We start from the raw sequence: 12,521 nt of genomic DNA on the forward strand, positions 1-12,521 counted from the left end.
GTGCTCGGCGACCTCGTCGCCGGAGCCCTCGCCGACGCCGCTCGCCGGCGCGAGCAGCGACCGCTCGCGACCGTCGAGGCGGATGCCCTCGCGGCGCCCGCGGCGCGCGACGCCCTCGCGGCGCTCGCTCCCGCCGACCGCATCAAGGTCATCGCCGAGGTCAAGCGCGCGAGCCCCTCGCGCGGTGCACTCGCCGCCATCCCCGACCCGGCGGCCCTCGCCGCGGAGTACGCCGCCGGTGGCGCGAGCGCGATCAGCGTCCTGACGGAGGAGCGCCGCTTCGGCGGCAGCCTCGACGATCTCGTCGCGGTGCGCGCCGCGGTCGACACGCCGCTCCTGCGCAAGGACTTCATCGCGGAGCCGTACCAGGTGCTCGAGGCGCGCGCCGCGGGCGCCGATCTCGTGCTCCTGATCGTCGCGGCCCTCGACGACGCGAGCCTCGCGAGCCTCCACGCGCTCATCACGGACCTCGGCATGACGCCGCTCGTGGAGACGCACGATGCCGACGAGGTCCGCCGCGCCGTCGACCTGGGCGCCTCCGTCATCGGGGTCAATGCCCGCAACCTGTCGACCTTCGAGCTCGACCGCGACCTGTTCGGCCGCCTCGCGCCCCTCATCCCCGCGGGCACCGTCAGGATCGCCGAGTCGGCCGTGCTCGGGATTGACGACGTCGTCCACTACCGCCGATCCGGAGCCGACGCCGTGCTCGTCGGCGAAGCACTCGTGACGGGCGGGAACCCCCGCACGGCACTCCAACGATTCCGGGAGGTCTCATGAGCCTGCGCAGCATGACCGGGCCCTACTTCGGCAGCTTCGGCGGCCGCTTCGTGCCCGAGTCCCTCATCGCCGCACTCGACGAGCTCGATGATGCGTACACCGCGGCGAAGAAGGACCCGGCGTTCCAGGAGGAGCTCGCCGAGCTCCACCGGACGTACACGGGTCGCCCGTCGATCATCACCGAGGCCAAGCGCTTCGCCGAGCACGCGGGCGGCGCCCGCATCCTGCTCAAGCGCGAGGACCTCAACCACACGGGCTCGCACAAGATCAACAACGTGCTCGGCCAGGCACTGCTCGCCAAGCGCCTCGGCAAGACCCGCATCATCGCCGAGACGGGCGCCGGCCAGCACGGCGTCGCGAGCGCGACGGCCGCGGCGCTCTTCGGCCTCGAGTGCGTGGTCTACATGGGCGAGGTCGACACCGAGCGGCAGGCGCTCAACGTCGCACGCATGAAGCTCCTCGGCGCCGATGTCGTGCCCGTCACGGTCGGCTCGCGCACGCTCAAGGACGCGATCAACGAGGCGCTGCGCGACTGGGTCGCGAACGTCGACACCACGCACTACCTCCTCGGCACGGTCGCCGGCCCCCACCCGTTCCCCGCGATGGTGCGCGACTTCCACTCGGTCATCGGCATCGAGGCGCGCGAGCAGGTGCTCGCCCTGACCGGGCGCCTCCCCGACGTCATCGCCGCGTGCGTCGGCGGCGGCAGCAACGCGATGGGCATCTTCCATCCCTTCCTCGACGATGAGGGCGTCCGCCTCGTCGGCCTCGAGGCGGCGGGCGACGGCATCGACACGCTCTTCCACGCCGCGACGATCTCCAAGGGGCGCCCGGGTGTCCTCCACGGCGCCCGCAGCCTCATGCTGCAGGACGAGGACGGCCAGACGCTCGAGTCGCACTCGATCTCGGCGGGTCTCGACTACCCGGGCGTCGGCCCCGAGCACGCGTGGCTCGACGAGATCGGCCGTGCCGAGTACCGCGGGGTGACCGACGCCGAGGCGATGGATGCCCTGCGCCTGCTGAGCCGCACCGAGGGCATCATCCCCGCCATCGAGACGGCGCACGCTCTCCACGGCGCCCTCGAGCTCGGCCGCGAGCTGGGCCCGGAGGCGATCATCCTCGTGAACCTCTCGGGCCGCGGCGACAAGGACATGGAGACGGCCGCCCGCTACTTCGGCCTCCTCGACGCTCAGGCCGCCGAGCGCGCCGCCGAGAAGGACGCCCACCCCACCGCCGCGGAGGATGCGCAGTCATGACCACGAGCCCCGTCGAGTCCGTCATCCGCACCCGCGTCGACGCGGGCTCGGGCGCCCTCATCGGCTACCTGCCCGTCGGCTTCCCCGATCTCGACACGAGCGTCGACGCGGCCGTCGCCCTCATCGAGAACGGCGTCGACATCGTCGAGCTCGGCCTGCCGTACAGCGACCCCGTGATGGACGGCCTCGTCATCCAGCGAGCCACGCAGGCGGCGCTCCAGGGCGGCTTCACGCTCAAGCAGGGCTTCGAGGCGGTCGAGCGCATCCGCTCCCGCGTCGACGCGCCACTGCTGGTGATGACCTACTGGAACCCCGTGATCCAGTACGGCGTCGAGCGCTTCGCGGCCGACCTCGAGAGCGCCGGGGGAGCGGGCCTCATCACGCCCGACCTGATCCCCGACGAGGCCGCCGAGTGGCTGACCGCCTCCGACGCCCATGACCTGGACCGCGTCTTCCTCGCCGCGCCCTCCTCGAGCCCCGCTCGCATGACGCAGGCGGTCGAGTCGAGCCGCGGCTTCGTCTACGCCGTCTCCACGATGGGCATCACCGGCGCCCGCTCCGACGTCGACGCCGCCGCCCGCAGCGTCATCTCCCGTCTCCGCGAGGCGGGGGCGACGAGCGCCTGCGTCGGGCTCGGCATCTCCACGCCCGAGCAGGTCGCCGATGTGCTCACCTACGCCGACGGCGCCATCGTGGGGTCGCGCCTGGTCTCCGCTCTCGCCGACGGCGGCGTGCCCGCCGTGGCCGCGATCGCCGCCGAGCTCGCGACGGGCAAGGACTAGCCCTCCCCGTCGCCGAACCCCCGCGGAGCGCGCCGCTAGGCTGATGCGCGTCCTCCCACCTGGAAAGGTCCTCCCACTGTGATCCACCCCCTCAGCATCCCCAGCCCGAGCGACGAGTGGCAGGTCTTCAACCTCGGCCAGTGGCTGCGCGACCTCGGTCTGACCTGGTTCTCCTGGGACGTCTCGATCTACGCCTACGCGCTGTGCATCCTCCTCGGCATCGTGGCCGCCACGATGCTGACCAACCACCGGCTCTCGCGTCGCGGCGCCGAGCCGTGGATCACGCTCGACATCGCGCTCTTCGCCGTTCCGCTCGGCATCATCGGCGGCCGGGTGTACCACGTGCTCACCCACCCGGACGACTACTTCTTCGAGGGGGCCGACCTCTGGGCGACGCTGCGCATCTGGGAGGGAGGCATGGCCATCTTCGGGGCGCTGATCGGAGGCGCGATCGGCGTCTGGATCGGCTGCCGCGTCACGGGCATCCGCTTCTGGTCCTTCGCCGACGCCCTCGCGCCGGGGCTCCTCCTCGCGCAGGCCTTCGGGCGGCTGGGCAACTGGTTCAACCAAGAGCTCTTCGGCCTGCCGACCGACCTGCCGTGGGGCCTGGAGATCGACCGCCCCAACGACGCCATCCCGATCGGTCTGCCCGAGTCCACTCTCTTCCACCCGACCTTCCTGTACGAGATCATCTGGAACCTCGCGGGCGTCGCCGTCCTGCTGCTGCTGGATGGTCGGCTCCGCGTGCACTGGGGCAAGCTTCTCGGCGGCTACCTGATCTGGTACGGCGTCGGCCGCAGCGTCTTCGAGTCGATCCGCCTCGACCCCAGCGAGCTCTTCCTCGGGATCCGGGTGAACGTCTGGGCCGCCTGGCTGGCCGTCGTGATCGGCATCGTGATCGTGATCGTGCAGCGCCGCCGGCACCCGGGAGCGGAGCCCAGCCCCTACGTCGCCGGTCGCGAGTGGACGGAAGATGCTGGGGTAGACTCCGAAGACGTCTACACAGAGACCGACGACGACGGCAATGGCGCCGCGCTCGTCTCCGCCACCACCGGATCGTCACGCGCCACAAGCGAAGCCACCACTCGGTCGTAGGAGCCCGCACCCTGACGACCCCCGGGCTCCCGCAGCCGCGCCGCGCACCGCGCGCACCTCTTCCATCGGGCCGATGACGTCCCGCCTCCCCAGCACCACGTGAGGACGGTTCCCCATGGATCGCATCCAGCAGCAGCCCTACCAGCGGTTCTCGGGTGTTCCCGCCGCCCAGGGTCTCTACGACCCCGAGCGCGAGCGCGACGCCTGCGGCCTCGCCATGGTCGCGACGCTGCGCGGCACGGCCGGGCACGACATCATCCAGGCCGCGCTCGACGCACTGCGCAACCTCGAGCACCGCGGTGCGGTCGGGTCCGACGCGGGAACGGGTGACGGCGCCGGCATCATCACGCAGATCCCCGATGCCTTCCTGCGCGCCGTCGCGCCGTTCGAGCTCCCCGCCGCCGGTCGCTACGCCGTCGGAACGGCCTTCCTCCCCATCGATGACACCGAGCGCGCTCGCGAGAAGGAGGGGATCGAGGCGATCGCCGAGCAGGAGGGGCTTGCGGTCATCGGCTGGCGAGAGGTGCCCGTCGACGCCTCGCACATCGGCAACCTCGCCCGCGCCGCGATGCCGGCCTTCGAGCAGCTCTTCGTGCGCTCCACGCGATCGACCGCCGACGGTCAGCCGTTCTCGGGCGTCGCGCTGGATCTGCAGACCTTCCGGCTTCGCAAGCGCGCCGAGCGCGAGCTCGGCTCCTACTTCCCGTCGCTGTCGTGCCGCACCCTCGTCTACAAGGGCATGGTCACGACCCTCCAGCTCGAGCCGTTCTACCCCGACCTGAGCGACGAGCGCTTCACGTCCCGGCTCGCGCTCGTCCACTCGCGCTACTCCACGAACACCTTCCCCTCGTGGCCGCTCGCGCAGCCCTTCCGCTTGATCGCCCACAACGGCGAGATCAACACCGTGCAGGGCAACCGCAACTGGATGCGCGCCCGGCAGTCGCAGCTGGAGAGCGAGGTCTTCGGCGACCTCCGCGACGTCTTCCCCATCGTCACCCCGGGCGCGAGCGACTCGGCCTCCTTCGACGAGGTCGTGGAGCTGCTGACCCTCGGCGGGCGCAGCCTCCCGCACGCGATCATGATGATGGTGCCGGAGGCGTGGGAGAACCAGACCGACATCGACCCCGCGCTGCGCGACTTCTACGAGTACCACGGCATGCTCATGGAGCCGTGGGACGGCCCCGCGGCGCTCGTCTTCACCGACGGGTCCCTCGTCGGCGCGACGCTCGACCGCAACGGACTGCGCCCCGGGCGCTTCCTCGTCACCGATGACGGCCTCGTCGTGCTCGCGTCCGAGATCGGCGTGCTCGACATCGAGCCGAGTCGCATCGTCCGCAAGGGCCGCCTGCGCCCGGGGAAGATGTTCCTCGTCGACACGGTCGAGGGCCGTCTCATCGAGGACGACGAGATCAAGTCGCAGCTCGCCTCCGCCGAGCCGTGGGGCGAGTGGCTCGACGCTCAGCGCATCAACCTGCGCGACCTCCCGGAGCGGGAGCACATCGTGCACACCCCCGCCTCGATCGTCCGCCGCCAGCGCACCTTCGGCTACACGGAGGAGGAGGTGCGCGTCCTCCTGGCGCCCATGGCATCGGCGGGGGCCGAGCCGCTCGGCGCGATGGGCTCCGACACGCCGATAGCCGTGCTCTCCGAGCGACCGCGCCTGATCTTCGACTACTTCACTCAGCAGTTCGCGCAGGTCACGAACCCGCCGCTCGACTCGATCCGCGAGGAGGTCGTGACCTCCATGCGGCTCGGCCTCGGGCCCGAGCGCAACCTGCTCACGGCGACTCCGCGGCACGCGCGGCAGGTCGTGCTCGACTTCCCGATCATCGACAACGACGAGCTCGCGAAGATCCAGCACATCGACTCGCGACCCGGCAGCTCGCTCACGACGACGATCAAGGGCCTCTACCGCGTCGACAAGGGCCCGAAGGCCCTCGAGAAGCGCATCGCCGCGATGTGCGCGGAGGTCGACGAGGCGATCGCCGACGGCGCCGAGTTCATCGTGCTGAGCGACCGCGACTCGACCGCCGATCTCGCCCCCGTGCCCTCGCTGCTCATGCTCGCCGCAGTGCACCACCACCTCATCCGCACCGAGAAGCGCATGCAGGTCGGCCTTATCGTCGAAGCGGGCGACGTCCGCGAGGTCCACCACTGCGCCGTGCTGATCGGCTACGGCGCGTCGGCGATCAACCCCTACCTCGCGATGGAGACGGTCGAGAACCTCGTCCGCAGCGGCATGATCACGGGGATCACTCCCGAGAAGGCCGTCCGCAACGTCATCAAGGCGCTCGGCAAGGGCGTGCTGAAGATCATGTCGAAGATGGGGATCTCGACGGTCGGCTCCTACGCCGGCGCTCAGGCGTTCGAGGCCGTCGGTCTGAGCCAGGAGTTCGTCGACCGCTACTTCACCGGCACCTCGAGCGTGCTCGGCGGGGTCGGGATCGAGACGATCGCGGAGGAGAACGCCCGCAGGCACGCCCTCGCGTACCCCGCATCCGCCCCCGTGAACCCGCACGAGCGCCTCCAGACCGGCGGCGAGTACCAGTGGCGCCGCGAGGGTCCGCCGCACCTGTTCAACCCGGAGACGGTCTTCCGCCTCCAGCACGCGACGCGCGAGAAGCGGTACGACATCTTCCGCGACTACACGCGCGCGGTCGACGAGCAGGCCGAGAACCTCATGACCTTGCGCGGGCTCTTCCGTCTCAGGACGGAGGACCGACGCCCCGTGCCGATCGACGAGGTCGAGTCGGTCGAGTCGATCATCTCCCGCTTCACGACGGGCGCGATGAGCATGGGCGCGATCAGCCCCGAGATGCACGAGACGCTCGCCGTGGCGATGAACCGCATCGGCGGCCGCAGCAACACCGGCGAGGGCGGCGAGAGCCCCGAGCGCCTCCTCGACCCCGAGAAGCGCAGCGCGATCAAGCAGGTCGCGTCGGGCCGCTTCGGCGTCACGAGCCTCTACCTGAGCCACGCCGACGACATCCAGATCAAGATGGCGCAGGGCGCGAAGCCCGGCGAGGGCGGGCAGCTGCCGGCCAACAAGGTGTACCCGTGGATCGCGCGGCTGCGCCACGGCACCGCGGGCGTCGGGCTCATCTCGCCCCCGCCGCACCACGACATCTACTCGATCGAGGATCTCAAGCAGCTCATCTTCGATCTCAAGCGGTCGAACCCGAGCGCGCGCATCCACGTCAAGCTCGTGAGTCAGTCCGGCATCGGGGCGGTCGCGGCGGGCGTCGCGAAGGCGAAGGCCGACGTCATCCTGATCTCCGGCCACGACGGCGGCACGGGAGCCAGCCCGCTGAACTCTCTCAAGCACGCCGGCACCCCGTGGGAGCTCGGTCTCGCCGAGGCGCAGCAGACGCTCATGCTCAACAACATGCGCGGGCGCGTCACCGTCCAGGCCGACGGTCAGATGAAGACCGGCCGCGACGTCATCATCGCGGCGCTGCTGGGGGCCGAGGAGTTCGGCTTCGCGACCGCGCCGATGGTCGTCTCGGGCTGCATCCTCATGCGCGTCTGCCACCTCGACACCTGCCCCGTGGGCGTCGCGACGCAGAACCCCGAGCTGCGCAAGCGGTTCACGGGCACGCCCGAGTTCGTCATCACCTTCTTCGAGTTCCTCGCCCAGGAGGTGCGCGAGTACCTCGCGGCCCTCGGATTCCGGAGCCTCGAGGAGGCGATCGGCCACGCCGAGCTGCTCGACGTCGACCGCGCGATCCGGCACTGGAAGGCCGACGGGCTCGACCTCTCGCCGATCCTCTCGGGCCCCGCGTTCGACGAGACGGCCCCGCGCACCAAGCGCGAGGAGCAGGACCACGAGCTCGAGGAGCACTTCGACAACGAGCTGATCCGCCTGAGCGCCGATGCCCTCGAGCACGGGCATCCGGTGCGCATCGACCTGCCGATCCGCAACACCGAGCGGGCGGTCGGCACGATGCTCGGCCACCACGTGACGATGAAGCACGGCGAGATGGGCCTCGCGCCCGACACGATCGACGTGACGCTCTCCGGCTCGGCCGGGCAGAGCCTCGGCGCCTTCATGCCGGGCGGCATCACGCTGCGCCTCTACGGCGACAGCAACGACTACGTCGGCAAGGGCCTCTCGGGCGGGTGCGTCATCGTGCGCCCCGCGCGCGACGCCGTCTTCCACGCCGAGCGCAACGTCATCGCCGGCAACGTCATCGGCTACGGGGCGACGAGCGGCGAGATGTTCATCCGCGGCATCGTCGGCGAGCGGTTCCTCGTGCGCAACTCCGGCGCGACCGCGGTCGTGGAGGGCGTGGGCGACCACGCGCTCGAGTACATGACCGGCGGCCGCGCCGTCATCCTCGGCTCCACCGGGCGCAACCTCGGAGCAGGGATGTCCGGCGGCATCGCCTACGTGCACGACCTGCGCCGCGAGCGCGTCAACCGCGACGCCCTCGACAGCGGAGAGCTCGAGCTCCTCCCGCTGGACGCCGACGACCGCGCCGAGCTCTCCGCGCTCCTGCGGCGCCATCACGACGAGACGGAGTCGGCCCTCGCCGCCCGCCTGATCGCCGAGGGCGACGCCGCGCTCGACCGCTTCGTGAAGGTTCTCCCACGCGACTACGCCGCCGTCCTCGCGACGCGGCAGACCGCGCTCGACGAAGGCCTCGACCCCGACGGCGACGTCGTGTGGGGCCGCATCCTGGAGGTGACCGGTGGCTGACCACCGCGGCTTCATCAACGTCCCCGAGCGCGAGCTCCCGCCCCGTCGACCGGTGCCGATCCGTCTCATGGACTGGAAGGAGGTGTATGAGGCCGGCGACTCCGCCGTCCTCAAGCGCCAGGCCGGCCGGTGCATGGACTGCGGCATCCCGTTCTGCCACCAGGGCTGCCCGCTCGGCAACCTCATCCCCGAGTGGAACGACCTCACGTGGCGCGGCGAGGGCCGTCAGGCCATCGAGCGCCTCCACGCGACGAACAACTTCCCGGAGTTCACCGGCAAGCTGTGCCCCGCCCCGTGCGAGGCCTCGTGCGTGCTCGGCATCAACCAGCCGCCCGTCACGATCAAGCAGGTCGAGGCGTCGATCATCGAGCAGGCCTGGCAGAACGGGTGGGTCCAGCCCGTCCCGCCCGAGCGGCTCACCGGCAAGACCGTCGCCGTGGTCGGCTCCGGCCCGGCCGGCCTCGCCGCGGCGCAGCAGCTCACCCGCGCCGGTCACACCGTCGCCGTCTTCGAGAAGGATGACCGGATCGGCGGCCTGCTCCGGTACGGCATCCCCGATTTCAAGATGGAGAAGCGTCACCTCGATGCCCGCCTGACGCAGATGCAGGCCGAGGGCACGCGATTCCGCGCCGGCGTCGAGATCGGCCGCGACATCAGCTGGAGCGATCTGCGCTCGCGCTACGACGCCGTCATCGTCGCCACCGGCGCGCCCGTTCCGCGCGATCTGCCGATCCCCGGCCGCGACGCGCTCGGCGTGCACTTCGCGATGGAGTACCTCGCGCAGTCCAACCGCGTGCAGGCCGGCGACCGCGTTCCCGAGCAGATCACGGCCGAGGGGAAGCACGTCGTCGTCCTCGGCGGCGGCGACACGGGCGCCGACTGCATCGGCACCGCGCACCGCCAGGGCGCCCTCTCGGTCACCAACCTCGCCATCGGCGTCCAGCCGCCCGCCGAGCGCCCCGCGAACCAGCCCTGGCCGCTGCAGCCGACGCTCTTCGAGGTGCAGAGCGCCCACGAGGAGGGCGGCGAGCGCATGTACCTCGCCTCGACCGTGGAGTTCCTCACCAACGGCGCGGGCGAGGTGCGCGCGCTGCGCGTCGCCGAGACCGAGTACGTCGACGGCCGGCGCATCCCGAAGGCCGGAACCGAGCGCGAGATCCCCGCCGACCTCGTGCTGCTCGCCCTCGGCTTCACAGGCGTGGAGCGCGCGACGCTCGACGAGCAGCTCGCCCTCCCGATCGACGACCGCGGCACCGTCGCGCGCGCTGCCGACTACACGACCAGCGAGTCGGGCGTGTTCGTCGCGGGGGACGCCGGCCGCGGCGCCTCGCTCATCGTCTGGGCGATCGCGGAGGGGCGCGCCGTCGCCGCCGAGGTCGACCGATTCCTGGAGGGACGCACCGACCTCCCGGCACCCGTCAGGGCCACCGATCGCGCCCTGGCCGTCTGAGACGACCGCCCCTCGGGGCGGCAGCACCACCTCTACCACCACCCCACGAATAAGGAAGTTATGAGACGAGCAAAGATCGTCGCGACCCTCGGGCCGGCGACCTCGAGCTACGAGAACATCCGAGCCATCATCGAGGCGGGCGTCGACGTCGCCCGCATGAACCTCAGCCACGGAAGCTACGCCGTGCACGAGGAGGTCTACCGCAACGTCCGGCAGGCGGCCCAGGACTCCGCCCGCCCCGTCGCGGTCCTCGTCGACCTGCAGGGCCCGAAGATCCGTCTCGGCAAGTTCGAGAACGGCCCTCACGAGCTCGCCGAGGGCGACGTCTTCACGATCACGACCGAAGACGTGCTCGGCACGAAGGAGCTCGTCGGCACGACGTTCAAGGGCCTGCCCGGCGACGTCAAGCCCGGCGACTTCCTGCTCATCGACGACGGCAAGGTCAAGGTGAAGGTGCTCGACACCGACGGCGTGCGCGTGCGCACCGAGGTCGTCGTGGCGGGCCCCGTCTCCAACAACAAGGGCATCAACCTCCCCGGCGTCGCGGTCAACGTGCCCGCGCTGTCGGAGAAGGACGAGGACGACCTGCGCTGGGGCCTCAAGCTCGGCGCCGACTACATCGCCCTCTCGTTCGTCCGCAACGCCTCGGACGTCGTGCGCGTGCACGAGATCATGGCCGAGGAGGGGCGCACCATCCCCGTCATCGCGAAGATCGAGAAGCCCCAGGCGGTGGATGCCCTCGAGGAGATCGTCGACGCGTTCGACGGCATCATGGTGGCCCGAGGCGACCTCGGCGTCGAGCTGCCCCTCGAGGCCGTGCCGATCGTGCAGAAGCGCGCCGTCGAGCTCGCGCGCCGGATGGCCAAGCCCGTCATCGTCGCGACGCAGATGCTCGAGTCGATGATCTCGAGCCCCATCCCGACGCGCGCGGAGACCTCCGACGTCGCGAACGCCGTCCTCGACGGCGCCGACGCCGTCATGCTCTCGGGCGAGACGAGCGTGGGGGAGTTCCCGGTCATCACCGTGTCGACCATGGCCCGCATCGTCGAGTCGACCGAGGAGCACGGTCTCGAGCGCATCCCGCCGCTCGGCACCAAGCCGCGCACGCAGGGCGGCGCCATCACGCTCGCCGCCGCCGAGGTCGCGGACTTCGTCGACGCGAAGTATGTGTGCGTGTTCACCGAGTCCGGCGACTCGGCCCGACGCATGTCGCGGCTGCGGTTCCGCATCCCGATGAAGGCGTTCACGCCGGATGCCGCGATCCAGCGCCGCATGGCGCTCACGTGGGGCATCCAGTCGTTCCTCGTGGAGCGCGTGACGCACACCGACGCGATGTACCACCAGGTCGACGTCGCGCTGCTCGACGCGGGTCTCGCCGAGATCGGCGACAAGGTCGTCGTGATCTCCGGGTCCCCTCCCGGCATCCCGGGCTCCACGAACGACATCCGCGTGCACACGATCGGCGACGCGATCCACGCCAAGGCCCCGGTCTGGGAGAGCGGCGACCACGCCGACTGATCCCTCTTCGTCCGCGGACCATGAACGGGGTGCGACCTGATGGTCGCACCCCGTTCGCGCATCCGCTGCCGGAGGTCACGGTCGCCGCGGCGACCACCCCGCTAGCGGCGAGTGAGGCCGAGGCCCGCGCGGTCGACGCGCCGGTGGAAGCGCATGCCGGCGAGACCGCCGAGCACCGCGCCGCCGAGGCTGACGAGCGCCACGACGACAGCCGTGATGATGCCGATCGTGGTGAGCTCACCCTCGCCGATGGGCAGGCGCGGGAACCCGTTGACGTTCGCGAGGATGTTGAACTCGGCGCCTCCGATCGCGCCGATGATCGCGACGACGATCGCGATCACGAGGGCCCACAGCCACACGGCGAGGCCCTGCTTCGCGCCATCGAGGCGCGCCATGCGCCCGGCGACGTAGCCGCCGGCGTAGTAGGCGATGAAGATCACGAGCGCGAGCAGCACGGCGCCGATGATGCCGACGGTGTCGGTGCCCTGCGCCGCGCCCTCGACGGCCTCCTCCGCGGTCGTGTCGGTCGCGAGACCGAGCGCCGTTCCGGTCCCGGCGACGAGCGCCGTGAGCAGCACGCCGGTGCCGACGGCGGCGAGCCAGCCGAAGAACGCCGAGCCCCACTTGATGCCGCCGAACTCCTCCTTCTCGCGCGCGATCATCTCTCGCTGCACGAGACGGGGGTCCTCGACGTGGTCGGGGGCGCCGTGGCGGCCGGTGTCGGCGACGACGGGAGCCGCCTCGCGGCGGTCGTCGACTCCGTCGTGGTCGCGGTCGATCCGGTCCCGGTGGAGCGCCTCGGTGCGGTCGTCCCGCCCGTCGAGATCCCGGTCGATGCGGGGGTCGTCGTGCGTGGTCTCTCGGGGGCCGTCGATGCGGTCCCGGTCGTTGGCTGACGTCATGGTGGACCTCCTTCTTGTCTCCAGCCAAGAGCATCCGAAGCG

The 12,521-nt window shown here is 71.1% G+C and carries 8 protein-coding genes; 7 read left to right on the top strand and 1 reads right to left on the bottom strand.

Translation table 11 applies throughout. The annotated features are described in order from the left end of the window. From trpC to pyk, 7 genes are all read left to right on the top strand, one after another. Positions 1–777 (top strand): indole-3-glycerol phosphate synthase TrpC, encoded by a 777-nt coding sequence (gene trpC / locus ASC54_RS11140; RefSeq protein WP_055861205.1) that lies wholly within the window; start codon positions 1–3, stop codon positions 775–777. Further along, complete coding sequence (gene trpB / locus ASC54_RS11145) at positions 774–2,033, top strand: tryptophan synthase subunit beta (RefSeq protein WP_055861209.1); 1,260 nt, start codon at positions 774–776, stop codon at positions 2,031–2,033. The genes trpC and trpB overlap by 4 nt, the downstream gene beginning before the upstream one ends. Further along, positions 2,030–2,815: a tryptophan synthase subunit alpha gene (trpA, locus tag ASC54_RS11150; protein WP_055861212.1), complete on the top strand. Its 786-nt coding sequence runs from the start codon at positions 2,030–2,032 to the stop codon at positions 2,813–2,815. The genes trpB and trpA overlap by 4 nt, the downstream gene beginning before the upstream one ends. 78 nt (positions 2,816–2,893) lie before the next feature. After that, positions 2,894–3,910 (top strand): prolipoprotein diacylglyceryl transferase, encoded by a 1,017-nt coding sequence (gene lgt, locus ASC54_RS11155; RefSeq protein ID WP_369813325.1) that lies wholly within the window; start codon positions 2,894–2,896, stop codon positions 3,908–3,910. A 115-nt stretch (positions 3,911–4,025) separates the two neighbouring features. Further along, positions 4,026–8,609 (top strand): glutamate synthase large subunit, encoded by a 4,584-nt coding sequence (gltB, locus tag ASC54_RS11160; RefSeq protein ID WP_055861215.1) that lies wholly within the window; start codon positions 4,026–4,028, stop codon positions 8,607–8,609. Further along, positions 8,602–10,059, top strand: coding sequence for a glutamate synthase subunit beta (locus ASC54_RS11165; protein ID WP_055899065.1), 1,458 nt, complete (start codon positions 8,602–8,604; stop codon positions 10,057–10,059). Before gltB ends, ASC54_RS11165 begins: the two co-directional genes overlap by 8 nt. A gap of 60 nt (positions 10,060–10,119) precedes the next feature. Continuing rightward, a complete protein-coding gene (gene pyk / locus ASC54_RS11170) occupies positions 10,120–11,577 on the top strand; it encodes a pyruvate kinase (protein ID WP_055861220.1) in 1,458 nt (485 codons plus the stop codon). 101 nt (positions 11,578–11,678) lie between these two features. Here pyk and ASC54_RS11175 read toward each other — a convergent pair whose 3' ends face one another. Continuing rightward, positions 11,679–12,479, bottom strand: a complete 801-nt coding sequence (locus ASC54_RS11175) for a hypothetical protein (RefSeq protein ID WP_055861223.1) — start codon at positions 12,477–12,479, stop codon at positions 11,679–11,681. Positions 12,480–12,521: the final 42 nt, after the last annotated feature.

The sequence above is a fragment of the Yonghaparkia sp. Root332 genome (assembly GCF_001425665.1).
Classification (GTDB): domain Bacteria; phylum Actinomycetota; class Actinomycetes; order Actinomycetales; family Microbacteriaceae; genus Microcella.